The sequence below is a fragment of the Paenibacillus filicis genome (assembly GCF_038070315.1).
GTDB lineage: Bacteria > Bacillota > Bacilli > Paenibacillales > NBRC-103111 > Paenibacillus_G > Paenibacillus_G filicis.
Map to the genome: position 1 here is coordinate 1 of NZ_JBBPCC010000040.1, position 25763 is coordinate 25763.

The window sequence follows — 25763 nt, forward strand, 5'->3', positions numbered from 1 at the left end:
GTAGTCTTTTCGATCCGAAGGTCGAAATGACTACAAGGTTTGTTCGACTTGCTCAAAAGTAATGCTAGCGAGAATTTTCATTCTCTATTTAACACTCACTCGTTGTTCAGTTTTCAAAGGGCAATTGGTTTTCATTCGCCGTTTTTCGACTTCGTTTTTACCTTCCGTCGAAAGCAGCTTTTATACTTTATCACATCTTCACATCACAATGCAAGAGTTTTTTTATTTCTTTTCTCTCATTTCTTGTGTGCCCCGAAGCGACAAGATGTAATATATCAAATCGTAGAGAGGAATGCAAGTGTTTTTTTCAAAAAAGATTTTATGAAAGAAAAAGAGCACGGCTCAAGTAACAAGCCGCACTCTACTCTAACCAATAATTACTCTCCCTGGCGCTCACGCATCAATGGGAAGAGCAGCACGTCACGGATCGAAGGAGCATCTGTCAGCAGCATGACCAGACGGTCTACTCCGATGCCTAGTCCGCCTGTAGGCGGCATCCCGTATTCAAGCGCACGGATGAAATCATCATCCATCTCATGAGCTTCGTCATTGCCCTGCTCCTTCTCGACAAGCTGCGCTTCAAAGCGCTGGCGCTGATCGATCGGATCATTCAGCTCGCTGAAGGCATTGGCATGCTCACGGGCCACGACAAACAGCTCAAACCGGTCCGTAAAGCGCGGGTCGGTCTCGCTTTTCTTCGCCAGCGGCGAGATAGCCACCGGGTGCCCTGTAATGAAGGTTGGCTGAATAAGTGTTTCTTCAACAAAGGTCTCAAAGAATTGGTTGACGATATGACCGTACGTCATCGTAGGCTCTACCTGCACTTTATGCTCCTTGGCTAGACGATGGGCCTCTTCATCGCTCATTTCTACGCTAAAATCTACGCCAACGACTTCCTTAATCGCATCTACCATCGTCACACGGCGCCAAGATGGCGACAAGTCGATCTCTTGACCCTGGTACATGATCTTGGTCGTGCCGAGCACTTCCTGCGCGATATGCGCGATCATTTCCTCGGTAAGCTTCATAATATCGTGGTAATCGGCATACGCCTCATACAGCTCGATCATGGTGAACTCGGGATTATGACGAGTCGAGATGCCCTCATTCCGGTAAACGCGGCCGATCTCGTACACCTTCTCCATACCGCCCACGATCAAGCGCTTGAGATGCAGCTCGATGGCGATCCGCATATACAACTGCATGTCCAAGGCATTATGATGCGTGATGAACGGACGGGCCGCAGCTCCTCCCGCAATCGCATGAAGTGTCGGCGTCTCCACTTCCAGATATCCACGGGCATCCAGGTAACGGCGCATCGATTGAATGATCTTGGAACGGGTAATAAACGTTTGCTGTACATCCTGGTTCATGATCAGGTCGACGTAGCGCTGGCGGTAACGCAGCTCAACATCCTTCAGGCCGTGATACTTCTCCGGTAGCGGCAGCAGCGACTTGGACATGACTGTCACGGAGTCGGCCTTAATCGAGAGCTCTCCCGTTTTCGTACGGAACAAGCTGCCGCGCACGCCGATCAGATCCCCGATGTCCAGCAGGCTATAGGCTTTGTACTTATTCTCAGACAAGGCATCCGCCCGTACGTAAATTTGAATTTTGCCGGTAATGTCCTGTACATGGGCAAAGCCGGCTTTACCCATTTCCCGCTTCTGCATAATCCGGCCCGCAATGCTCACTTCGACCGAGAGTTCATCCAGCTCTTCCTTGGTCTTGGACTCATAGGTTTTGGCGATATCGCCCGCGTGATGGGAGCGCTCGAATTTCTGCCCGAAGGGATCGACTCCCAGCGCACGCAGTTCATCCAGCTTGTTGCGTCTGATTTGAAGCAATTCATTTAATTCCAATTCGACCGTCATGTTTTTCGCTCCTTGATTCGTAAGTAAGAACTGCCGCCCGCCGCCCAGCGAAAAACTCGGCTTACCCTTCCGATGCTGGGTCAATAGGCAAAAAAGCTTCCTGAGGAAGCTTCTTCAAAAGGACCTGCCTGTTACTTCTTAATATCGATAATTTCATATTGAATAACGCCGGCAGGTACGTTTACGTCGACAACAGAGCCCTTGCGTTTACCGAGAATGGACTTCCCGACTGGGCTTTCATTCGAGATTTTGTTCTGGAACGGATCGGATTCAGCAGTGCCGACAATGGAATACTCCAGAATATCTCCAAACTCAAGATCCTTCAGAGTAACCTTCGAGCCTACGCTTACGGTATCCGTATCCACTTCGTCATTATTGATAATACGGGCATTGCGAAGCATCTTTTCCAAGGTGATAATACGTCCCTCGACGAACGCCTGTTCATTCTTCGCATCCTCGTATTCGGAGTTCTCACTGATGTCTCCGTAGCCGATGGCTACTTTAATCCGCTCCGCCACCTCGCGGCGCTTGACGGATTTCAGGTGTTCAAGCTCTTCTTCGAGCCTCTTCAGACCTTCCTGGGTGAGAATGACTTCTTTTTCGCTCATTGCCACATATCTCCCGTCCTGTGAAAGATTTTCATAAGAACCAGCACGACCGAACATGAGTTCGAGTAATTGCAATATGAACGCATGGAAAGCGGTTTATTTCCGCTGACCCCGATGACTATTGCCTGATTATATTTCAAGCCTACTTAAATGTCAATGTCAGCCAATTGAGTTAGCGGGCTGGTTTCCATGCGGCTGCAAACCTATTGCGCCGCCAATTCGCGATCCTCCAGCGTGTGGATGAAATCATTCAGCAGCTGTACCATCGCATCGCGCCTCGTCTGCTCCATAATCGAGTCCTTGATGCGGGCCGCACCATGCAGTCCTTTCAGATACCAGGCCAGATGCTTGCGCATTTCCTTCACGGCCACCGACTCTCCCTTGAGTGCCGCGAGCCGGTCCAGATGAAGGATGGCGATACGGATCTTCTCCTGCGGAGTCGGATCGTCGGGCAGCTCCCCATGGGTCAAGTACTGGATAGTCCGGTACAACATCCACGGATTCCCCAGCGCCGCACGGCCGATCATCACACCGTCCACGCCGGTATGATCGAGCATCCGCTTGGCATCCTCCGGCGTAAAGACGTCGCCGTTGCCGATCACGGGTATTTTTACCGACGATTTAACCTCTTTAATGATATCCCAGTTGGCATGACCGGTATACATCTGAACCCGGGTACGGCCATGCACGGCTACTGCCGCGCCGCCCCCATTTTCTACAGCCTTGGCGTTCTGAACGGCGTACACATGATCGTCATCCCAGCCGATACGCATCTTAACGGTTAGTGGCTTGCTGACAGCCTTCGACACAGTCGACACCATTTGCTCGATCTTGCCTGGGTCCAGCAGCCAGCGCGCCCCGGCGTCGCATTTGGTGATTTTGGGGACCGGGCAGCCCATATTGATATCGATGATATCGGCATTCGTATGCTCATCGACGTACTTGGCCGCCTCGACCAGCGTCTCCGTATCTCCTCCGAAGATTTGCAGACTGAGCGGCTTCTCCCTCTCATCTACGAACAGCATATCGAGCGTACGGTGGTTGCCGTGCAGAATCGCCTTGTCGCTGACCATCTCCGCACAGACCAGCCCACAGCCGAACTCTTTGGCGATCAGCCGGAAAGCCGGGTTGCAGACTCCTGCCATCGGGGCAAGAACCACGTTGTTAGGGGCTGTTACATTGCCAATTGTAAGCATGAATATTCACTCCTTTCCGGATCTGGTCATACGTGCATCTAAACCCTAAGAACGTATACCTCTAGAGGAAACGAAATCGGGAGCCAACTCCTCCGGGTCGATCCCGAGCGTCTCGGATATCTTAAGAATGATGGACTCGTCAGCCTTGCGTGTTCCCCTCTCAACCGCACCGAGCACGGCAATCGAAACACCGAGACGCTGGGCCAATTCATTTTGCGTCAAGCCTTTTAGTTTGCGAAAAGCGCGGATGCGCTGTGCTAGCACGTTTTTTTCCAAACGATAACGCCTTCCTTTCCTTCTACCCGTTCAAGCTGCTCCCGATACGTCCGGGCACGGGCTGCCTCCAACTTCTCCATCGCATCAATCAACGGAACGAGCACAAAAGCCCGCTCCATCATGCGGGGGTGGGGCAGTATCAAATCAGGGGCATCCTGATGGACATCGCCGAACAGCAGCAGGTCCAAATCTATAGTCCGGGGACCCCAATGAATCTCGCGCTTTCGCCCAAGTCTTTGCTCGACTCGCTGCATTCGCTCCAGCAGCTCGCTCGAGCTTAAGGATGTAGTGACGGCAACGACCATATTCAGAAAAGCGTCCTGGTCCACATAGCCGACCGGCTCGGTCTCATAAATGCCGGAACGTGATGCCAGTTCAATGGATTCTTCCTCCGCCAGCAGACGGATAGCCTCCGATAAATAATTCGACCGGTCCCCGATATTGGAGCCCAGTCCGATATAAGCCAAGATTAGCGGCTCGCGCTCATCCGCGTCCGGTGCGTTCATTGCATGATGCCCGCTTTCTATAAATTTCTGCCGACACTCCGTCAAACTGAATTGCGACCGGCGGGTTCGGTTTGTGTACACATACCGTAATGGCATGTATACCAGTATAAGTGGATAGAACCTCGGATGCAATATTTTCGGCCAGCGCCTCGATCAGCTTATAGGTACGCTCTTCGACGATTCTGCGGATCAGTTCGCATACCTCCGCGTAGTTGACCGTTTCTTCCAGCGCATCAGTACGGCCCGCCTCATCCAGCGGCATATGCAGAGTCGTATCGACCACATAGCGCTGTCCTAGCTTATTTTCTTCGGGGAAAACCCCGTGGTTGCCAAAGAAGGACATGCCCTTCATTGTAATTTTATCCATATCATCCATTCCCCCATTTCCTTGACCAGCTTTAGGCCTCTGCATGGCGATGCCGGATGATGGCATCTGTCATATCGGCTACACGCCGCATGGCCCGAACATCGTGTACCCGCACGATGCCGCAGCCCTGGGCGATCCCGAGCGCCACGGTGGCCGCGGTTCCTTCCACCACATCGTCTGCGGGCAGCCCCAGCGTCTGATGAATCATTCGCTTACGCGAGGTACCGAGCAGCACCGGATAGCCCAGAGCGGCGATCTGATGAAGCTCATTCATCAGCTGCAGATTTTGCTCATAAGACTTGGCAAAGCCGATCCCCGGATCGAGCACGATCTGCTCGTCACGGATACCGGCCTCCTGCGCCCTGCCTACGGCAAGGCGCAAATCTTCCACGACATCCTGTATAAAATTAGCATACACCGCTTCCCTGCGATTATGCATAAGAACGATCGGGCAGCCAAACCGGACGGCCACCTCCGCCATCCCCGGGTCCTCTAGGAGCCCCCAGATGTCATTGATGATCGTAGCACCGGCCAGCATCGCCTCGCGGGCCGTCTCTGCCCGGTACGTATCGACCGAGATCGGGGCTGAGATCCCTGCCTCTCTCAGCGCTCTGATGACAGGCAGCACCCGTCTCTGCTCTTCCAGTGCGCTGACGGGGGCGGCTCCCGGGCGGGTCGACTCGCCGCCGATATCCAGAATATCCGCTCCCTCACTCACCATCTGACGCGCATGGTCTACGGCAGCTTCAATTTCCACGTAAGAGCCGCCATCTGAGAAAGAGTCCGGAGTTACGTTCAGAATCCCCATCACGAGTGTGCGTCCGTTTCCTTGCAGCATAGAGGCTACGCCTCCAGGCGTTGTCCAAACATTCTTATTCATATACCCTATTGCCCCTCTCTGCAAACAGCCGGCCCGTTTCCCGGCGATAGCCGTGCTGGATGCGCTCCGTCAGTGGTCCGGGCTCCCCAGTCCCCAACCGGTAAGAGGTCCCATCCAGGTCAAACAGCCGGGTCACCGGCACGATCTCTTGAATGGAATTCGTAAGAAACGCCTCCTGTGCTCCAACCAGCCGCTCCCAGCCGTACCTTCCTTCGCGCACCTCAAGCTGCAGTTCCTCCGCAAGCGCCAGCACCTTGCGCCTCGTAATCCCAGGCAGCAGCCCCGTGTCTACGGAAGGCGTCAGCAAGCGGTCCCCCTCGACAAAAAACAAATTACTGACCATGCCCTCGCATAGGTCTCCCGCTCCGTCCAGGAACAACCCTTCAGCCCCTGTCGCCCAAGGATAGGCGCGCATCTCATGCTTGGCAAGAATATTGTTCATATAATGCAGCGACTTGAGTCTGACTGGCCCTTCAGGCGTATTCCTTCGCAGGGAAAGGCGCTGCAGCGCTTTGGATTCGGGAAATACAATCGGATCGTAAGCCGGTAGCGCCTTCATATAGATCCAGTCGCTAGGGGCTTCATAATCTCCGCCGGGCAAGCCGAGCGCTTCGACGCCTGCTGTCACCGTCAGACGAAAGTACGCATCGCGCAGTCCATTGGCGCCCAGCAGAGCCCCGAACCTCCGCTCCAGCTCTGCGCGGTCAGGGGTGTAGCGGATGCCCAGCGACGCACAGCCGTCCAGCAGCCTTTCAAGATGCCAGTCCAGCAGATAAGCTTGGCCTCCATAAGTCCGGAACGTCTCGAATAAGCCCATACCATAGAGAAAGCCGTGGTCATATACGGAGACCACGGCTTGTTGTTCCTCTATAAGGGTCCCGTTGCAATCGATGATCATGCCCGGCTGCCGACCGTTCCTTGCAGGAAGTTGCGGAGCAGTTGATGACCATAATCCGTAATGACCGATTCCGGATGGAACTGCACACCCTCGATCGGGTATTCTTTGTGACGCAAGCCCATGATCTCGCCCTCTGCTGTCTCTGCGGTAATCTCGAGACAATCCGGCAACGTCTCCCGCTTCACAATCAGCGAGTGGTATCGCGTAGCTGTGAAGGGAGACGGAATTCCCTCGAATACACTGCGGCCATCGTGGAAAATCTCGGATGTTTTACCGTGCATCAGACGCTCAGCCCGGATGACGTCGCCGCCGAAAATCTGCCCGATGGACTGGTGGCCCAGACAGACGCCCAGGATCGGGATTTTGCCTTTAAAGTGATCGATGAGCGCCAGGCTGATGCCCGCCTCATTAGGCGTACAAGGGCCGGGAGAGATGAGAATATGGTCAGGCGCTAGCGCCTCAATGCCTGCGATATCGATCTCATCATTGCGGTGAACGACGATCTCCTGGCCAAGCTCGCCGAGATACTGCACCAGGTTGTACGTAAAAGAATCGTAATTATCGATCACTAGAATCATCGTAAACTACCTCCTGCGGCTAATCGGCTGCCGCTCGCTGTATTGGATGGCTTTCCACATGGCCTTGGCCTTATTCATCGATTCGGTATATTCCTTCTCCGGCACGGAATCGATGACGATCCCTGCACCGGCTTGCACATAGCCTACGCCGTCCGCAGCCACGAGCGTACGGATAATAATATTAAATTCCATGTCGCCATTGTAGTCTATCCAGCCCATGGACCCCGTGTACGGTCCGCGCCGGACCGGCTCCAGCTCTTCGATGATCTCCATGGTGCGGATCTTGGGCGCTCCGGTGATCGTTCCGCCCGGGAACGTAGCTGCTATCACATCGAACGCATCACGGCCTGCAGCCAACTTGCCGTCCACCTCAGAGACGATGTGCATCACATGGGAGTAATATTCGATGACCATAAAGTCCTTGACCCGGACGCTGCCATATTCCGAGATACGTCCAAGATCGTTACGCTCCAGGTCAACGAGCATGATATGCTCGGCACGCTCCTTCTCGTGATGAATCAGCTCATCAGCGAGCCGCTGGTCCTCCTCCGGGCTGGCGCCACGGGGCCGCGTCCCGGCGATCGGACGGGTACGGACAACGCCCCGCTCCAATTGCACCAGCAGCTCCGGCGAACCGGACACGAGCTGAAAATCTGCGAAGCGGAGCATTCCCATATAAGGGGACGGGTTCACTCTACGCAGCCATTCGTAAATATCGTCAGGCTTGGCGGACAGCGACTTGTGCTGTCTGACGGATAGATTGATCTGGAACACGTCGCCAGCCCCGATATAGTCGCGGGTTCTTTGCACGGCTGCTATATAGTCCTCCCGCCGGAAGTCGGCTTCAATGCCCGGCATGGACTCCATATCAACCTGCAGACGGTCTTCCTCAATGCTCCGGCGCTTCTCCTCAGCCTCTTGGACGAACTCGGTCGTTCTCCAAGCAGCTTCCAGCCGCTCCCATAGCGTCCTCATGTCCGCCACGGCATGCGCAGCAGCCTCGTACCGCTCCCGCAGCCAGTCGTTATCCTCCAGGGGAGAACCTGCCGGTACATGCGTATGATAAGCACAATACAGCCTATCCTCCTGATGGTCGATAATCCATAGCTCGTCCACACGAACGAAGGCGTAATCAGGCACCGGCAGATCCGCTGCTGCGCGGACCGGCAGCCGTTCAATCGTACGGATAACGTCATAGCCCCAGAAGCCGAGACAGCCGCCCAGCCATTTGGGAGCTCCCTCCACGATCGGCGATTGGTAGGGAGCCATCCACTGCTTGACGAGCTCTAGGGGCTTGCCGGTCCGATTCACCGGCTCCTGACCCTGGTCCGTGATCACGGCTTGTATGCCGGTTCCCCGGATTTCGGAGACTGGGCGCAGCCCGAGGAAGGTATAGCGTCCTCCCTTGCCGCTCTCCAGGACGAATGCGCCGGGTCCTGCTGATTCCCAGGCAGGTGCCCAGGAAAGCAGGGAGGCTTCCTTCAGCGGGAAGCTTTGGACATAAGGCAGGACGGTATGCTTGCCTGCCCAGCTTGTCCAGTTCTCATAAGATGTCAATAGCATCGGCCATTCCGCCTTTTCTTCCGTTCGGATTCAAGTATTGGGATTAGTATACTTGAAAATAGCCGTGAAAAAAAGAGGATTCCTCATCCGGTTATGCCCAGCTTCGGTCAAACCCCGAGAAGCTGCGTACGCAAACAGCCCGCTCACGTGGAGCGGGCTGCTGCCGATATGGCTTATGCTTAGTCTTCGAATTGGTACAAAGGTGTGGACAGGTAACGTTCACCGTTACTAGGAATGACAGCCACAACGCGCTTGCCTGCTCCCAGTTCCTTGGCTACCTTCAGTGCTGCGAAGATCGCAGCGCCGGAAGAAATACCGCCGAGGATCCCTTCTTCTTTCGCTACGCGGCGCGAAGTTTCGAAGGCATCGTCATTCTCAACGGTCAGCACTGCGTCATACAGGCTGGTGTTCAGAATATCCGGAACGAAGCCTGCGCCGATACCTTGAATTTTATGAGGTCCTGGCTTGCCACCGGAAAGGACAGGGGATGCAGCCGGCTCAACGGCATAGATTTTGATATCAGGGAAGTTTTCTTTCAACACGCCGCCGGCGCCTGTGATCGTTCCGCCTGTACCGATACCCGCGATGAAGGCATCCAGCTTGCCATCATGGGAGTTAATCGCTTCCACAATTTCAGGTCCGGTCGTTTCGCGGTGAATCTTAACGTTCGCCTGATTCTTGAATTGTTGAGGAATGAAATAACCAGGATTTTCAGCTACGATCTCTTCCGCACGCTTGATCGCACCCTTCATGCCTTCTGCTCCAGGCGTCAGCACGAGCTGAGCTCCGTAAGCGCGCAGCAAATTGCGGCGCTCGATGGACATCGTCTCCGGCATAACTAGAATCGCATTGTAGCCCTTAGCCGCTGCGACTAATGCCAGACCGATACCTGTGTTACCACTCGTTGGCTCTACGATCGTATCGCCCGGCTTGATGCGGCCTTCCTGCTCAGCCACTTCGATCATGCTGATGGCAATCCGGTCCTTCACGCTGGCACCCGGGTTCTGGTACTCCAGCTTGACATAAATTTCAGCGCTGCCCTCCGGCACTACGCGGTTTAGCTTTACAAGCGGTGTATCCCCAATCAATTCGGTGATGCTTTGAACTAATCTTGCCATTGTATTCTCCTCCTCAGAGCATTGAAAATATCCGACTATTTTGCTGGGTATTATACTGTCAATATTATCAACCCCTGAGGAGGTTGTCAATATAAAAATTATCCGGAAGCTACCAGCTCCGACTCCCGGATTTGAACATTCCATTTGACGCGGAGCTTCGCCATCGTTTCCTTCATTGGAGGCGCCTCACGCAGAGCCAGCTCGCGCCGGACCTGCTCACGGATCGCTTCCTCCGATCCCTTGCTCAGCACCTTTCGCTCTTTCAGCCTGAGCAGCACGTACTTGCCGTCCACCTCGATCGGCTTCGACACCTGCCCCGGCTGAAGCTGCTTGCCTGCCTTCAGTATCGCCGGAGGCGTGAACGGATCATCCTCGTCCAGCCACCCCAGATCGCCGCCAGAAGTGCGGGTCGCATCATCCAGCGATCGCTCCTTGGCCACCTTGGCAAAATCCGTTCCTTTGGCCAGATCGGAGCTGGCCCGGTTCGCCTGGTCCTTGCTCGCCGTTACAATCTGTTCCAGTCTCAGCCTGACTGTCGGCTTGAATTCTTCCTGATGGCTCCGGATATAATCTTCCACGGCCCCATCTTCGACCCGAATTCCCTGGATCGACACTTTCTCCATCAGCAGCTTATGCTTGACGTCAGCGTTCAACTCATCGCGCGTCAAGCCCAGCTGCTGCTCCATCGCCTGATAAAACTGGCTTTCACTCTCGTACCCCTGCTGCATCCGTTCCAGTTCCCGCTTAATCTCAGGTTCATCGGCCTTGATCCCGACCGCTCCCGCTTCCTTGCGAACGACCTCCCGGTCGATCATCTGGTCGAGCACTTGTTTGCCGTATTTTTGAAGCAATTGTTGCTGCAAATCTTGCCGCGTAATAACTTGTTCTCCGATGCTGGCAATCGCTCGCTCTTGCTCGGCCTTGCTCGGCGGTTCCGGTTTCGAATGGGCATCAGCGTCAGATTGCTGATAGAGGCGGGCCGTTAATACGGAGGAAAGGACGCCGACGGCGACCAGCAGGATCGAGAGCATTCCCCATAGTACCTTAACGTTTCGCATGTCCTATCCCCTCATATGATCACTCGCTTGACTCCGGTATAACCGCTTTGACGCTTCTATCGGTACGCTTTACAACGATTCGATCAGCGCGGTTAGATCGCTCCCGGTGAACCGGTACGTTTCATTACAGAAATGACAGGAAACCTCCGCCTGCCCGTCCTCGGCCAGCAGCTGCTCCAGTTCGGATCTTCCCAGGCTGATCAGCGTCTGTTCAACCCGCTCCTGTGAGCATTTGCACTGAAACCGGATATCCTCGCTGCGTTCCAGCACCTGAACATCCGGCAGCAGCCCGCTTAGAATCGACTCCAGACTCTCGCCCTCCGCCAGCAGCGTAGTAATCGGCGGCAGCCCCGCGAGCTGCTTCTCCAGCCGGGCGATTTCGCTGTCGCTGAGTCCCGGCAGCAGCTGAATGATGAATCCGCCGGCCGTTTTCACTGTATAATCGACATCGACGAGCACGCCGAGTGCCACGGCGGACGGTGTCTGTTCAGACTGGGCGAAGTAATACGTGAAATCCTCGCCGAGCTCTCCCGAAATAATCGGAATACTGCCCCGGTAAGGCTCCTTCAGCCCCAAGTCCTTGGTCACGTACAAAAATCCGTCCGTGCCTACGGCGCCCGCAACATCCAGCTTCCCGATCGCATTCAGCGGGAGATCAACGGACGGGTTCGTCACATAGCCTCTCACTTCGCCCTTGGCATTGGCATCGGCCACGACTTGGCCGATTGGGCCTCCACCCTTCACCTGAATAGTAAGCTGCTCTTCGCCTTTCAGCATAGCACCCATCATCAGTGCAGCCGTCGCTGTCCGTCCAAGCGCGGCCGTTGCCGTCGGGGTCGTCTGATGCCGGACCCGCAATTCTTCCACAACGGCTTTCGTTCTCACAGCAAATGCGCGCACCTTGCCCTCAAGGGCTGTCGCTCTAATCAAATAATCCTGCATAGCTCTCTCCTTTATATACCCCTGAATCGGTTGTATCGATTCACATATTCCGTTCGTAAATGATCCGCAGTCCCTGCAAAGTCAGCAGCGGATTGACCAATTGGATCGTTCGCGATTCGCTGGCGATCAGCTCCGCCAGCCCTCCGGTTGCCACCACATACGGATCGGTCTTGTATTCTGCCCGGATCCGGTCGATAATACCGTCCACCTGACCGGCGAAGCCGTAAATGATCCCGGCCTGCATGGAGGAAACCGTCGTCCGCCCTACCACGCTTCTCGGCTTGACTAGCTCGATACGCGGCAGCTTGGCAGCATGCTGGTACAAAGCCTCGGTCGAGATGCCGATGCCCGGAGCGACAGCGCCTCCGATATACTGTCCCTTTTCGTCGATATAATCCAAAGTCGTCGCCGTGCCGAAATCCACGACAATACAAGGCGGACCATACAGCTCGATGGCCGCGACGGCGTTCACGATCCGGTCCGCGCCGACCTCTCGCGGATTTTCATACCGGATATTAAGCCCCGTCTTGATCCCGGGCCCGACAACCATAGGCGTCTTCTTGATATATTTGGCGCATAACTGCTCCAGCACGAACATCAGCGGCGGTACGACAGAGGAGATAATCACTCCTTCGACCTGCTCAAGCCCAATGCCTGCATGCTGAAATAAATTATACATCATTATTCCATACTCGTCCGCTGTGGTCGACCGGCTCGTGCTGAGTCTCCAGTGATGCAGCAGCTGCTTCTCCCGGTATAGTCCCAGTACGATGTTGGTATTGCCCACATCTACGACCAGGATCATGCGCGGCCGGCCTCCCCGGCACTCTTGCGCTCATTGAGATCCAGGCTGATATCCAGCGCTTGGACCGAATAAGTCAGCCGGCCGACGGAGATGACATCAACCCCGGTTTCGGCGATCGCGCGGACGGTGTCCAAGCTAACCATGCCAGAGGCTTCTATCAGAATATGCGGCGCCTCGCTTTTCATGCGCTGAACCGCCTGCCGCATCTGCTCAGGCTTCATATTATCCAACATGACAATATCCGGTCCGGCAGCGAGAGCCTCCTCCAATTGCTCGAAGTTCTCGACCTCGATCTCGATCTTCATCGTATGAGGGATGTTCGCCCGGGCGCTGCGGATCGCCTGGGTGATGCCGCCTGCACCCTTAATATGATTATCCTTGATCATCACGGCATCATACAAGCCATAACGGTGATTATGTCCCCCGCCTACACGTACCGCGTATTTCTCCAGCATCCGGTGTCCGGGCGTCGTCTTGCGCGTATCGACAAGACGCGTCGGCAGCCCGTCCAGCTTATCGACAAACTGGCGGGTGCGCGTCGCAATTCCAGACATCCGCTGAAGCAGATTCAGCGCCAGACGCTCGCCGAGCAGAATACTGCGGGTAGCGCCATGTACCTCGGCCAGTACGGTTCCCACCTGTACGGCTTGTCCTTCCGTCGCCTTGACCTCAAAGCGGAGCTCAGGGTCCACGATAGCGAAGACCGCTTCCGCCACGGCAAGTCCAGCAACGAAGCCCGTATCCTTCACATGGATGATCCCGGTAGACTGGGATTCCTCGGGAATGGTCGTCATCGTCGTCACGTCGCCCATTCCGATATCTTCTTCAAGCCAGGCACGGATGCTTTGGTTCAGCGCCGTCCGGTTTATCTCAAACATCATCGATCCGTCCTTCCGTCGTTCCATTCCCGCGGCTGAATACGGTGTGCTTCCGCCAAACCAGGTCATCCCGCTCCGGGAAATCCTCCCGGTAGTGTCCCCCGCGGCTTTCCTCTCTAATCAGCGCCGCTTCTGTCGTGAGCAGGCCGCAAATAAGCAGGTTAGCAAATTCATATTCCTCTCGCTTGCTTAGCGAGCAGTCGAAAATCGTCAAGTGCCGCTTCAATTCCTCGTAGCCCTTGGCCAATCCCTTCCCGTTGCGAACAAGCCCTGCATATCGAAGCATCAGCTTCTGCAGCTTCAACTTCTTCTCAACGACCGGCTGGGTGGCATGCTCTTGGGAGCGCTTAAGCTCCCGAACCGGCGGGGTTTCGCCGATCGGCGGCAGCTTATCGATTCGCTTCACAATGCGTCGGCCGAAAACGATAGCTTCGGACAAGGAATTACTGGCGAGCCGGTTGGCGCCGTGTACACCTGTCGAAGACACCTCTCCGCAGGCAAACAGCCGCTTCACCTGTGTTTCCCCATGAAGATCCGTTTCCAAACCGCCCATCATATAATGAGCAGCCGGTGCTACCGGTATCCAATCGGAGGACAAATCCAGCCCATAGTATAAGCAAGTCTCGTAAATAGTCGGAAAGCGCTGCTTCACGCTTTCTTCGGATTCATGGGTAAAGTCGATATAAACAAACGTAGACTTTGTATTCTCCATCTCACTGACGATCGCGCGGGCCACGATGTCCCGCGGTGCCAGCTCGAGCTGCGGATGATAGCGCTCCATGAAGCGTTCGCCGTTCATGTTTCGCAGGACAGCACCTTCTCCACGCACCGCCTCGGAAATCAGAAAACGAGGCGCGCCCGGATAACATAAGGCCGTCGGATGGAATTGGACAAATTCCACATCGCGGATATGGGCGCCTGCCCGGTAACCGATAGCAATTCCGTCACCCGTTGCAATGTCAGGGTTCGTCGTATAGCGGAACAGCTGTCCCGCACCGCCGGTACATAACAGCGTAGCCTTAGCCTTTACGAACACTCGGCTTCCATTCGGTCTCTGGACGAGCGCACCGAAGCATTCGCCCTCATGTGTAATCAGATCGATCACGAAGTGGTCATCCCAGATCTCGATGTTCGGGTCCTGTTTCGTTTTCTCAGAAAGCGCACGCACAATTTCCGCTCCTGTGGCATCCCCTTGGGCATGCAGGATGCGTCGCTGGCTGTGTGCCCCTTCTTTTGTCAGCGCATAGCGGCCATCTTCCATATCGAACTCTGTGCCCATCCGGACCAAGTCCTTGACGCCGGCCGGGCCTTCATGCACGAGCACATCGACAGCGCTGGACGAACATAAGCCTGCTCCCGCAATCAGTGTATCTTGTCTGTGGTAGGCAGGGGAATCCTCATCTGAGATCACAGCGGCGATCCCACCTTGAGCATAACGGGTATTGCTGTCGAGCAGAGACTTCTTGGTGACCATCAGCACCTTATGCTTCTCGGCGCTGCGAAGAGCCGTAAACAGCCCCGCGATGCCAGCGCCGATCACGATGACATCGGTATGTACAGTCGGAAGCTGCTCCAGATCAAAATTAACCATATAACGCGGAATCACTATCTTCACCTTCCCAACAAGAGAAGTAGCGCATGCTACTTGACCTGCAGCATGCGCTCCAAGGATGCACGGGCCTTGTCGGCCACATCTTGCGGTACATAGATTTGTGGGCTGTTCGTTTCCAGGCACTTGACGACTTTCTTCAAGTTGTTCACCTTCATGTTCGGGCAAACCAGGTACTTCGTTGCGAAGTGGAACGTTTTATTAGGGCTGTCCAGGCGAAGCTGGTAACCGGTTCCATCCTCGGTGCCGACGATAAATTCCTGGCAATCGGATTCCTTGCAATATTTAATAATGGCAGTTGTACTACCGACGAAGTCTCCTAATTTGACAACCTCAGGACGGCATTCTGGATGAACGACGAATTGGGCATTCGGATGAAGAGCCTTCATTTCTTCAACATCCTTGACCGTCAGCATGTCATGCGTGTTGCAGTAGCCTTCCCAAATAATCATCTTTTTGTCTGTGAATTTGGAAACGTAATCGCCGAGGTTTTTATCCGGAACCCAGATGATTTCTTCGGCATCTACAGACTCAATGACCTTAATGGCGTTGGCCGACGTACAGCAAATATCCGTTTCGGATTTCACATCGGCGGATGTATTGATGTAAGCGACAACCTTGGCATTCGGGTGCTGCTTCTTGAGCGCACGCAGACCATCGACATTGACCATATCCGCCATCGGACAGCCCGCACGCTCATCGGGAATGAGAACCGTCTTATTCGGAGCAAGAATTTTAGCGCTTTCTCCCATGAAGTGAACACCGCAGAATACGATGACTTCGGCATCGGTAGAAGCCGCTTTTTGAGCCAATAAGAAGGAATCTCCCCGGAAATCGGCGACCTCCTGAATTTCGTCACGCTGGTAATAATGAGCAAGAATGATAGCATTTCGTTCTTTTTTCAGTTGCATAATACGTTCTTTGAGTTCACGCTGCTGTTCAGCTTTACGTTCCAAAGCCAGAGCTTCCATCATGCACCTTCCTTTACGTACGTCGTAAGTTAAGACCCCACCTGAATAGATGGTGAAAATGTTCACAAAGATAATAAAGATTTACACCTAATTTACACGTGCGGCCCCTGCCATGTCAATGCTTAAATAGCTGAGAATGGGGGCGAATACTGGCAATTCGAAGGTGCCTGTTCCATTCCTCGACGGCTTATGCTTAGTTTCTCGCAAATAGCCTTCATTTAGTCCAAGGACAAAAGAAAAAACCGGTGCTCTGAGGCACCGGTTTTCGGTATAGCTTAGGTATTATTGGACTCGTCATCCGAATCCTTTTTGTCAAAGCCGAGCTTGTTGGCATCAGCCGTCGGCTCTTGGCTTTGGATATTGACCTTGAGCTCATCGCCCGCATCTTCCGGGGAATCAGGTAACGCTGCCAGCTTGCCGCTGTCGATCAATTCTTTGATCTGGTCTTTCTCCAGCGTTTCCTTCTCGATCAGTGTCTCGGCGATCAGGCGGACCTGATCACTGTACTTGGTCAAAATCTGTTTCGCCCGCTCGTAGCAGCTGCGGATGATCGTCTGCATTTCCTGGTCGATCTCATAGGCAATCGCATCACTGTAGTTCTGCTCATGCCCGATGTCACGGCCCAGGAATACTTGGCCTTGTGTCGTACCGAATTGCATCGGTCCGAGCTTATCGCTCATCCCGAATTCGGTGATCATGCGTCTGACGATACCGGTCGCACGCTGGAAGTCACTGTAGGCACCCGTACCAATCTCACCGATAAACAGCTCCTCGGATACGCGCCCTGCAAGCAGCCCTGTTACTTTATCCAGCAGCTCGTTTTTCGTCTGCATCATCTTGTCTTCTCCCTCTTTAGGGAGCATCATGACATATCCGCCGGCGCGGCCGCGCGGAATGATCGTAACCTTGTGCACCACGTCCGCATGCTCGGCATGAATACCGACAATCGTATGGCCCGCCTCGTGGAAGGCAACCATCCGCTTCTCACGCTCGCTGATCACACGGTTCTTCTTCTGCGTACCGACAATGACACGGTCGAATGCTTCGTCAATCTCCTCCATGGAGATATCCTTGCGGTTGCGGCGTGCCGCAATCAGCGCAGATTCGTTGAGAAGATTCTCAAGGTCGGCTCCGGAGAAGCCTGTCGTATAACGCGCGAGCTGATCCAGCTTCACGTCCTTAGCTAGCGGCTTGTTGCGTGCATGAACCTTCAGTACCGCTTCACGGCCCTTCACGTCTGGGCGATCTACGGTAATCTGACGGTCGAAACGTCCCGGACGAAGCAAAGCAGGGTCCAGAATATCCGCACGGTTCGTTGCTGCTACGATGATGATGCCTTCGTTGGCGCCGAAGCCGTCCATCTCGACGAGCAACTGATTGAGCGTTTGCTCGCGCTCGTCATGACCGCCGCCGAGACCGGCGCCGCGCTGACGGCCAACTGCATCAATCTCATCTATAAATATGATACAAGGGGAGTTCTTCTTGGCATTCTCGAACAAGTCACGCACACGGGATGCACCGACCCCAACGAACATCTCGACGAAATCCGAACCGCTTATACTGAAGAACGGAACGCCCGCTTCCCCGGCTACTGCTCTCGCAAGCAGCGTTTTACCGGTACCCGGAGGACCTACGAGCAGTACCCCTTTAGGTATTCTCGCACCGACAGCAGCGAACTTCCGCGAATCCTTCAGATACTCGACCACCTCGACAAGCTCTTGTTTCTCCTCATCGGCTCCGGCCACGTCTTCGAAGGTAACGCGCTTCTTCTCTTCATTATAGAGCCTTGCGCGGCTCTTGCCGAAGTTCATGACCTTTCCGCCGCCACCCTGGGCTTGATTCATCAGGAAGAAAAACAAGATAAAGATGATCACGAATGGGATAATGGATGTGAAGAAGCTGATCCAAATGTTATCCCCTTCCATCTTCTCGATGACGATCTTACTGGTGGGAATGTCGCTTTGTTCAACCAACCGGAAGATATTCGTGTCTCCCTGTTCATACGGCGCACGGGCTTCAAAATTTTTCTTCTCCGGCGTATCCGCGTTCTTGAGTGTCCCCCTGACCAAATACGTTTGGGCATCATACTTAATGATGATCGAATCTACATTCTTGTTTTGCAATTGCACCCGGAGGTCGCCATAGCTTATGACTGACTTCTGATCATTCTGGGTGCTTATGAAATGGACGATTCCGACGGTGACCAAAAAAATCAGCAGATAAAAGCCTGTGTTACGTATAATGCGATTCATCCCCTACCTCCTCTCGACAAACGGCAACTTTGTATATTGTACCACAGCAAGTCTCGGCATCTCAAGAAATGCTAAGTGGAGTAAATCTCGGGTTTCAGAATGCCGATATAAGGCAAATTGCGGTACTTCTCCGCGTAGTCGAGACCATAGCCAACCACGAACGCATCCGGGATCACAAACCCTTTATAGTCTGCGTCCAAGTCCGCCGTTCTACGCGCCGGCTTGTCAAAAAGAGCGGCCACTGTAATGGATAAGGCGTTGCGTCTCTCGAGCACATCGATCAGGTAGCTCAGCGTCAGACCGCTGTCGATAATATCCTCAACGATGAGAATGTGACGGCCTTCAACCGGAATGTCCAGATCCTTGATGATCTTCACTACACCAGAAGATTTGGTCGAATGCCCGTAGCTGGATACCGCCATGAAGTCAAGCTCCAGAGGTATCGAAATATTCTTAACCAGATCGGACATAAAGATAAACGCGCCCTTCAACACACAGATGACGAGCGGGTTCCGGCCTTCGAAGTCCCGGCTGATCATGTCTCCCATTTCTTTCACTTTGTCTTGAATCTGCTTCTCGGTGTACAAAATTTCTTGAACGTCGTTTTGCAAGAGTAGTCCTCCTACTGTAAGTTAAAATCGGCTTGCAGCTCCATGACCAGCCTGCGCTCGCTTTCCTCCCGGACCATCGCCAGTGAGGACCGCCGAACCCCTGGCAGCCATAGAATCCTCCCGCTCCCGTCGGCTACGACGGGGATACGCTCCCGGATCCTTGCAGGCACCTTCGCGTCAATGAACATATCCTTTACTTTTTTCGACCCGTTTAGTCCATAAGGAGCCATACGGTCTCCCGGCTGGCGGCTGCGGATCAGTAAAGGCCATGACATGTCCAATCCATCGAACTCGGCACGGACAGCACCCTCCGGGCATGGGGGCACGGCATCACCCCGATGCACCCAATGGAATTTCATCAGCACCCCGGTCTCGGCTATCGAGAGCTCAGTCTGTCCTACCGCCACCTCATACGCATATGGGGCAGGTGGTAACACCATAGTATGAAGCATGACGCGATCATATTCCCGGCTGAGCATGAGTGCGGAATCCACGGATATCCGAAGATTTGCTGCCTGAACACGGGCCGCGGCACTGCGGATTCGTTCGATCCTCTGGTAATCGGCGCATTCCGTATCTTGAGCAAGATACCTTAATATTAGTTTAATCAACCGCCTTTGTAAAGCGACGTGCAGAGCGGCAAACCATCCGGCCGACCAGGAGAAAATGCCGTCTGCGGCGGTCACATGCGCTTCGAACAATTCCCGGGTTTGCTCCGTGAGGAGATCGTCCTCCGCTGCGGCCATCTCTGCCAGCCGATTCAATGATTCGGGAAGCCGGTCCTGATAGGTAGACAAATAGGGCAGCACATCCAGTCTTAGTTGATTGCGGAAATATTTAGTCTCCAGATTGCTGCTGTCCGTACGATAGGGCAATCCTACGTCCCGGCAGTATGCGATAAGGTCCGTTTTATATATACGGAGTAAGGGGCGGACAAGTTCCGTTTTCCCCTCCATCCGTCTGAGCGGAATACCAGCCAGCCCAGAGGGGCCCGTCCCTCTAAGCAGCCGCATCAGGACCGTCTCCGCCTGGTCGTCGGCATGATGCGCCAGCGCGATGCGCTGTGCGCCCGTCTCCTCGGCAACCCGATGAAGGAAATCATAGCGCAGGTTCCGGGCTGCCGCCTGCGAATTCCCCCCGTAATGAGCCAGATAGGCAGGCATATCCAGCTTGACCATGCGGAAGCCCACACCCCACTCAGCGGCTAGACTGCGTACGAACTCCGCCTCCTCGGCCGATTCCTCTCCCCGGTAGCCATGATCCACATGCGCCGCCGTCAATGTCCATCCCCACGACCCGGACAACGCGAAAAGGAGATGCAGCAGCGCAACGGAATCGGGCCCTCCCGATACCGCTATCACGACTGAGTCTCCTTCGGTCAGCAGCGACTGTTCGCTGATAAACCGTTCTACCTTCGTTCGTAAAGCCCATCCTGCTTCCATAGCCGCTCCCTTCCTCTATCCCCAGCCCTCGTTCCTCTGCAGAGGCTTGTAGGCTGAACTTGCAAGCTGTCGCGACTTACATAAACGAGTAATACAACGCAGCGGCAAATAGCACGATCGAAGCCGCAAAGCACAAAGTGATCCACGAGCCCTTGACCGCCTGTTTACGAACCGGGCGGCCGGACTGAAGACTGCGGGCCCGCCAGTCGGCGAGCGCCTGCTTCGAGGTCGTGTAACGGCCCGTAAGCGCTTTGCGCAGCACGGGCTCTACGGCTCGAAGCTGACGGTTATGTCCCAGCATCTCCAGCAAAGTCTCTACGCTGCGGTTCTGCGGAAGCATCCCGGCAGCCTGCACGAACTTACGTTCCCTGTCCGTCACACTAAGCATCAGCGCCGCGAAAGAGAACAGGTCGTAGCCGTCGTCAGCTGTGCGCGAGCCCGCTCCCCAGTAGCCGCGGTCGAACACCTCGGTGAATTGCTTAACGCTGCGCCCCTTGGCTGTGGCACCGCCGAAGTCTATCAACTCCACTTCCCCGTACTCGGTCACCAGCATGTTCTCCGCCTTCAGATCGCAGAACGCATACCCGCTCGCATGCAGCTCCTCCAGCTTGCGAAGCAGATTCAGGCCGATCAGATAGGTCCAGTCCAGCCCCTTGCTCCGCAGGAAGTCGGTCAAGGACCGACCTTTGATATATCGCATCACGCTGAATGGATACTCTATGCCGTTCCATTCGACATCATCCGCTTCGATCCAGACATGCTGGAAGGACGTCGAGGAACGCGACAGCACCTTCAGCGCGTTCACTTCGGATTGATGATCCACCACATCGAAGCCCAGCTTCATCGCATACTGCTTCTTGCCTCTTCTGACGAGATAGACCTTGCCGTTGGCCCCTTCCCCAAGCAGCCGCTCGACCTGATACGTATTCTGGTTCCACTTCCCTACGATAACCGTCCCCGGAGAGAAGGAGAGCTCAAACGATATAGTCACTCCAAATCCCTTCCTCGCGCGTTCTTCCTGCCCCCAGCTGCGCCGGAGCGGCAGGCGTAGTCTCATATTCATACGTATCGGCATTCCCGGCGACAAATTGAACCACTTTCATCAGGGCCGGGCCTGTCGGCGTCGTACCCCTCATGTTTAATTTATAGAACAACCGGTTGACATTTGCAAGGTTAGCTGTCCAATCGAGGTCCATTTCTACCTCCTGATCCCCGCTGACGTTTCCCGGGAAATGAAACACCGCCACCTGGCTCTCCCCGGCGCGCGCCTGCAGACTGAGCTGCAGATCGTGGATCGCTTCCTTGACAGCTTGAAGCTTGGGCTTCATACTGGCGCTCGCATCTATCAGCAGTGCAACCTTCAAGTGCGCCCGCTCCGACCAGTCGTCGATCACCCGGACGACCTCCGAGCGTTCTTCCGGCGGCAGAGCCTCCACCCGATCATGCCCAAGGATAGTACGCAGCTCCTGTCCGACCGCCTGCCGCACCGTCTGGGCCACCGTTTTGCGCGTCATCATCTGCACGGTATGGGATAGCTGGTCGGGCTTAACCATCCGGCTGATACCGCCGCCCGCCTGAGCGATCTCACGGATTTCCTCCGCCCCCAGCAGGCCTAGCTCTCCGTCGTCGGTAATTCCGACCACATGGACTATGATTCCCTCAGCCTTGGCGCGCGCCGCCGCCACGACCGGACTGATTCCTACATTGGAGCATCCATCTGTAATCAGTATGATTTGGTTCATCGCCATTTCCTCCCTATGGAAGCTTTATATCATTCTTATTTTTTCCAAATGGGAGAATTCTAAACTTGTTGGGCTCTCCCGATCTCGCGCGATTCCAGAAGACGCAGAAAAACCGCCCGAGCCGAAGCTCTTGGCGGTTGCATGGCGAACAGCAGGGTCGCCGTCAAGCCGTAGCAGCCCTGTGATCTTCAAGGTATCGAATCCAGCGAATCCGGTTATCCCTTAACACTGCCTGCGGTAACGCCTTCGATGATCTGCCGCTGCAGAAAAGTGAAGATGATGATGACCGGCAATACGCTGATCATGATGGAGGCGCACAGCGCTCCATAGTTCATATTGAACTTGTCGGCGAAGGAAACGACCGCTACCGGCAAGGTTCGCAGCGTCTGCGTCGACAGGAACAAATTAGCCAGGATGTATTCGTTCCAGTGACCCAGGAAGTTGATGATGAAGACCGTCACGAGCGTCGGCAAGCTGATCGGGATGAATATCTTGAACAAAAGCCCAAATACGCTGAGCCCATCCATGATGCCCGCTTCCTCCAACTCGGCCGGAACCGACTTCAGAAAGGCGGCGACAATAAATACTGTCAGCGGGATGCCGAAGGACATATACGGAATAATGAGCGCAAGCGGCGTATTGTAGATGCCTAGATCATTGACCATAATGTACAGCGGAATCAGCAGAGAGGCAGGCGGAATCAGCAAGGAGATCAACAGCAAACCGTACACCAGCTTGCTTAGCCCCGGGAATCTCATCCGGGTTACCGCGAAGGCGATGCAGGTCGCCAGAATAACGGAGCCTAGCGTCGATACAGTGGAAATGTACAGACTGTTGAAGAAATAAACGCCGATGTGATTGGATGACAAGGCACTCGTATAATGCGTCATGACAAACTCCGAAGGCCAGCTCCAGGGTTTCATCATAATCTGGTCGTTAGACTTGAGCGATGAGATCAAGATAAAGTACAGAGGGAAAATGACAACCAGCACATACGGAATCAAGACGAGATGCGGAAAGGCTTTGCCCAGCGCTTTTTTCATTGTCAGTTCCCCCTTTCTTTTTGTCGGGTCATGAGATTGAACAGCAGAGTAATGACAGCGGTGAAGACAAAGATGATAATGGAGATGGCGTTCGCGTAGCCGAAGTCGCCGAACGAATACGCCTGTTTATACATATAGGTCCCCATGACTTCCGATTTGCCGAAGGGTCCTCCGTTTGTCATAATCAATACGATATCCAGCGCCTTCATCGCACCTGTAATCGACAAGAGCATGATGACTGTAATTACCGGGCGAATCAGAGGAACCGTAACCATCCAGGCCTTCTTAAACCCGACGGCACCATCGATTTCCGCCGCCTCGAGCACTTCCGATGGAATGGCGAAAATAGCGGCCAATATAAGCACCACGTAGAACCCTGTCCATTGCCAGGCGTTGGCTACGAGCAGCGCAGTCATCGCAGAGTTCGGATCACCCAGCCACGGCTTGGCCCATTCGGATAAGCCCACCGTCTTCAGAAGCTGGTTCAGCAAGCCTGCGTCAGGCTTATAGATAAACTGCCAGATCACGCCGACCGAGGCCGTCGAGAGAATACTGGGCATAAATACGGAAATTTTGTAGAAGTCTAGCAAGCGTCTGACATAACTGATGACAATGCCGACGAAAATAATGACCGGTACTTGAATGAACAGGGAAAAGCCGACAAAATACAGGTTGTTCCAGAAGCCGATCCAGAACTTCGGATCGTCAAACGCCTTGCGAAAGTTTTCGAGCCCGTTAAACACTGGTTCATTGATCCCGTTCCAGCTGGTAAAGGAATAGCGCAGCGATTGAAACAACGGCACGACATAAAAGGTCAAATACAAAATCAGCGCAGGCACTACGAACACCAGATACGCGTATGGATTTCTCAATACCTTATTCATCACATAACCTCCCAGTTGCAATCTCATTCACGGATATATTCCGGTAAACCGGAATGGAGGGAGGGACTGCTATCCGCCGGATTCCCTAGCGGTGAGTAAATGTGCCATACCTCCAGCGAGTAAATCGGGACGCCGTCTTGCGGCGGCGCCCCGCGGTGTAACTGCGATTATTTGCCTGCGTTAGCTTCTTCCTGTACCTTCTGCAGCTTCTCGGCCAGCTTCTCAGCCGTGACTTGGCCGCCCAGCAGCTCTTGAGCGGACTGCTCCAGCGTAACCTTAACCTTCGGTTGAACGAGTGCATCGAAGGCTGGGAATGCCCCCTTCGCTTTGGCTTGAGCTTCCCCGATCGATTTCATCAGAGGGTGGGAATCAGCTGGAGTCGGAACACCCTTCATAGCTGGGATTCTTCTGTCTTTACCCAACGCGTCTGCTTGGTTTTCCGCTGTGTAGAAGTTCTTAATGAATGCTTTGACGGCCTTCTTCTCGTTATCGTTCAGATGAGCGGAGAAGCCGTAGCCATTGGACCAGCCGCCATTGATATAGCCGTCACCCTTGCCGCCGACTGTAGGAACGGTGAAGAAGCCTACCGTTTCATGAACCTTGGATTTTTCTTTATCCAGGATCGCATTAGCCGCCCATGTTCCGTCAAACAGCATGCCCGCCTGACCGGTGTAGAACTTCGCTTGACCTTCCGGATACTTCAGGCCGAGCACGTTCGTGTCGATATAGCCTTTATCCTTCAATTCCTTCAGCTTCTTAAAACCTTCGACCACACCGGCATCCGTCCACTTGGTCGAACCCTTTGCAAAGCCTTCCTGAGATTCGGGACCTGCGAACGCGACGAACAGCGCATTGCCGAGCATGTTGATGGCCCAGCCGTCGCCAGCTCCGCCGCCGAGCGCGATTGGCACGATGCCCTTCGCTTTCAGAGCTTCACAAGCCTTGAGGAACTCATCCCATGTCGTAGGTGCAGCCGATACGCCGGCATCGGCGAACAGCTTCGTATTGTAGAAGAAGCCTTCGACATAGCCCGCTTCCGGCAGACCGTAGATCTTGCCGTCTACCGTAAATTCGCGAAGATCCATGAACTTGTCATCCAAACCCAATTCCTTCAAAATATCGTTCAGCGGGAGAAGATGTCCGGCCTTGGCATAGTTGGCTGTGTCCGCGCCGCCGAACAGGTTGAAGATTTGCGGCGGCTTGCCTGCAGCCATCTCAGCCTTCAGCTTGACATCACGGTTAACCGTATCCTCGACGCCGTCCAGCTTGACATCCAGTCCGGGAACATCCGTTTTCGTCTTGGCTACCACTTTTTCGAGCAGCGCCAGCGTGTTTTTAGCCGTATCGCGTACATTGATGTGACGGAGCGTAATCGCAAAGTTTTCTGCTTTAGGAGTCTCTGTTTTAGGAGTTTCGGCCTTCGGGGTTTCTGTCTTGGGTTCGCTCGCATTATTCGGTGTCGTTCCGCCGCCGCAACCTGCAAGAGCTGTCGACAGCAGGACAGCCACTGCCGTAAACTTCATTACGCCTTTCTTCATTCCTATTACCCCCTAAAATAAATGTAATGTGGTGTGTGTGTCTCACCTGTAATCAAGTATAAGGTCCAACCGGAAATTCCCACAGGTAGAGATTCCATGAAAAACAGGGATAAAATCCTCTACT

25 protein-coding genes are annotated in these 25763 nt (G+C 54.3%); all 25 read right to left on the reverse strand.

From position 1 onward, the window contains the following. Positions 1 to 377 precede the first annotated feature (377 nt). The 25 genes from lysS to WMW72_RS34520 all read right to left on the reverse strand — a co-directional run bounded on the left by lysS (position 378) and on the right by WMW72_RS34520 (position 25639). Positions 378 to 1874: a lysine--tRNA ligase gene (lysS, locus tag WMW72_RS34400; protein WP_341420115.1), complete on the reverse strand. Its 1497-nt coding sequence runs from the start codon at positions 1872 to 1874 to the stop codon at positions 378 to 380. A 131-nt stretch (positions 1875 to 2005) separates the two neighbouring features. Next, positions 2006 to 2482, reverse strand: coding sequence for a transcription elongation factor GreA (gene greA, locus WMW72_RS34405; RefSeq protein WP_341420116.1), 477 nt, complete (start codon positions 2480 to 2482; stop codon positions 2006 to 2008). A 203-nt stretch (positions 2483 to 2685) separates the two neighbouring features. Further along, positions 2686 to 3678, reverse strand: a complete 993-nt coding sequence (gene dusB / locus WMW72_RS34410) for a tRNA dihydrouridine synthase DusB (protein ID WP_341420117.1) — start codon at positions 3676 to 3678, stop codon at positions 2686 to 2688. Between the two features lie 45 nt (positions 3679 to 3723). Further along, positions 3724 to 3954, reverse strand: a complete 231-nt coding sequence (locus WMW72_RS34415) for a helix-turn-helix domain-containing protein (protein ID WP_341420118.1) — start codon at positions 3952 to 3954, stop codon at positions 3724 to 3726. Further along, positions 3936 to 4460 carry a 2-amino-4-hydroxy-6-hydroxymethyldihydropteridine diphosphokinase gene (folK, locus tag WMW72_RS34420; RefSeq protein WP_341420119.1) on the reverse strand — a complete coding sequence of 175 codons (525 nt, stop codon included), beginning with the start codon at positions 4458 to 4460 and terminating at the stop codon, positions 3936 to 3938. The genes WMW72_RS34415 and folK overlap by 19 nt, the downstream gene beginning before the upstream one ends. Then, positions 4438 to 4827 (reverse strand): dihydroneopterin aldolase, encoded by a 390-nt coding sequence (folB, locus tag WMW72_RS34425; protein ID WP_341420120.1) that lies wholly within the window; start codon positions 4825 to 4827, stop codon positions 4438 to 4440. The genes folK and folB overlap by 23 nt, the downstream gene beginning before the upstream one ends. Before the next feature lie 31 nt (positions 4828 to 4858). Next, a complete protein-coding gene (gene folP / locus WMW72_RS34430; protein ID WP_341420121.1) occupies positions 4859 to 5707 on the reverse strand; it encodes a dihydropteroate synthase in 849 nt (282 codons plus the stop codon). After that, on the reverse strand, positions 5700 to 6605 hold the full coding sequence (locus WMW72_RS34435) for an aminotransferase class IV (RefSeq protein WP_341420122.1): 906 nt from the start codon (positions 6603 to 6605) through the stop codon (positions 5700 to 5702). Before WMW72_RS34435 ends, folP begins: the two co-directional genes overlap by 8 nt. Further along, positions 6602 to 7183 (reverse strand): aminodeoxychorismate/anthranilate synthase component II, encoded by a 582-nt coding sequence (gene pabA / locus WMW72_RS34440; RefSeq protein ID WP_341420123.1) that lies wholly within the window; start codon positions 7181 to 7183, stop codon positions 6602 to 6604. Before pabA ends, WMW72_RS34435 begins: the two co-directional genes overlap by 4 nt. A gap of 6 nt (positions 7184 to 7189) precedes the next feature. After that, complete coding sequence (locus WMW72_RS34445) at positions 7190 to 8746, reverse strand: anthranilate synthase component I family protein (protein ID WP_341420124.1); 1557 nt, start codon at positions 8744 to 8746, stop codon at positions 7190 to 7192. 179 nt (positions 8747 to 8925) lie between these two features. Then, complete coding sequence (cysK, locus tag WMW72_RS34450; protein WP_341420125.1) at positions 8926 to 9864, reverse strand: cysteine synthase A; 939 nt, start codon at positions 9862 to 9864, stop codon at positions 8926 to 8928. A gap of 98 nt (positions 9865 to 9962) precedes the next feature. Beyond that, positions 9963 to 10922 carry a peptidyl-prolyl cis-trans isomerase gene (locus tag WMW72_RS34455; protein WP_341420126.1) on the reverse strand — a complete coding sequence of 320 codons (960 nt, stop codon included), beginning with the start codon at positions 10920 to 10922 and terminating at the stop codon, positions 9963 to 9965. 69 nt (positions 10923 to 10991) lie between these two features. Continuing rightward, positions 10992 to 11864 carry an Hsp33 family molecular chaperone HslO gene (hslO, locus tag WMW72_RS34460; protein WP_341420127.1) on the reverse strand — a complete coding sequence of 291 codons (873 nt, stop codon included), beginning with the start codon at positions 11862 to 11864 and terminating at the stop codon, positions 10992 to 10994. Between the two features lie 40 nt (positions 11865 to 11904). Continuing rightward, positions 11905 to 12669 (reverse strand): type III pantothenate kinase, encoded by a 765-nt coding sequence (locus WMW72_RS34465; protein WP_341420128.1) that lies wholly within the window; start codon positions 12667 to 12669, stop codon positions 11905 to 11907. Next, positions 12666 to 13550, reverse strand: a complete 885-nt coding sequence (gene nadC, locus WMW72_RS34470) for a carboxylating nicotinate-nucleotide diphosphorylase (RefSeq protein ID WP_423227641.1) — start codon at positions 13548 to 13550, stop codon at positions 12666 to 12668. Before nadC ends, WMW72_RS34465 begins: the two co-directional genes overlap by 4 nt. Then, a complete protein-coding gene (gene nadB, locus WMW72_RS34475) occupies positions 13540 to 15153 on the reverse strand; it encodes an L-aspartate oxidase (RefSeq protein WP_341420146.1) in 1614 nt (537 codons plus the stop codon). Before nadB ends, nadC begins: the two co-directional genes overlap by 11 nt. 35 nt (positions 15154 to 15188) lie before the next feature. After that, positions 15189 to 16127 (reverse strand): quinolinate synthase NadA, encoded by a 939-nt coding sequence (nadA, locus tag WMW72_RS34480; protein WP_341420147.1) that lies wholly within the window; start codon positions 16125 to 16127, stop codon positions 15189 to 15191. 275 nt (positions 16128 to 16402) lie between these two features. Continuing rightward, positions 16403 to 18379 carry an ATP-dependent zinc metalloprotease FtsH gene (gene ftsH / locus WMW72_RS34485; protein ID WP_341420129.1) on the reverse strand — a complete coding sequence of 659 codons (1977 nt, stop codon included), beginning with the start codon at positions 18377 to 18379 and terminating at the stop codon, positions 16403 to 16405. A 71-nt stretch (positions 18380 to 18450) separates the two neighbouring features. Then, the gene (gene hpt / locus WMW72_RS34490; protein WP_341420130.1) at positions 18451 to 18990 is read right to left on the reverse strand and encodes a hypoxanthine phosphoribosyltransferase; all 540 of its coding nucleotides are present in this window, start codon (positions 18988 to 18990) and stop codon (positions 18451 to 18453) included. Positions 18991 to 19001: 11 nt separating this feature from the next. Continuing rightward, a complete protein-coding gene (gene tilS, locus WMW72_RS34495; protein ID WP_341420131.1) occupies positions 19002 to 20432 on the reverse strand; it encodes a tRNA lysidine(34) synthetase TilS in 1431 nt (476 codons plus the stop codon). Positions 20433 to 20508: 76 nt separating this feature from the next. Next, positions 20509 to 21423, reverse strand: a complete 915-nt coding sequence (locus WMW72_RS34500; RefSeq protein ID WP_341420132.1) for a protein kinase domain-containing protein — start codon at positions 21421 to 21423, stop codon at positions 20509 to 20511. Continuing rightward, positions 21407 to 22174 carry a vWA domain-containing protein gene (locus WMW72_RS34505; RefSeq protein ID WP_341420133.1) on the reverse strand — a complete coding sequence of 256 codons (768 nt, stop codon included), beginning with the start codon at positions 22172 to 22174 and terminating at the stop codon, positions 21407 to 21409. Before WMW72_RS34505 ends, WMW72_RS34500 begins: the two co-directional genes overlap by 17 nt. 215 nt (positions 22175 to 22389) lie before the next feature. Continuing rightward, positions 22390 to 23217, reverse strand: coding sequence for a carbohydrate ABC transporter permease (locus WMW72_RS34510; RefSeq protein ID WP_341420134.1), 828 nt, complete (start codon positions 23215 to 23217; stop codon positions 22390 to 22392). A gap of 2 nt (positions 23218 to 23219) precedes the next feature. Further along, positions 23220 to 24101: a carbohydrate ABC transporter permease gene (locus WMW72_RS34515; RefSeq protein WP_341420135.1), complete on the reverse strand. Its 882-nt coding sequence runs from the start codon at positions 24099 to 24101 to the stop codon at positions 23220 to 23222. A 167-nt stretch (positions 24102 to 24268) separates the two neighbouring features. Next, on the reverse strand, positions 24269 to 25639 hold the full coding sequence (locus WMW72_RS34520; protein ID WP_341420136.1) for an extracellular solute-binding protein: 1371 nt from the start codon (positions 25637 to 25639) through the stop codon (positions 24269 to 24271). Between the last annotated feature and the right edge of the window lie 124 nt (positions 25640 to 25763).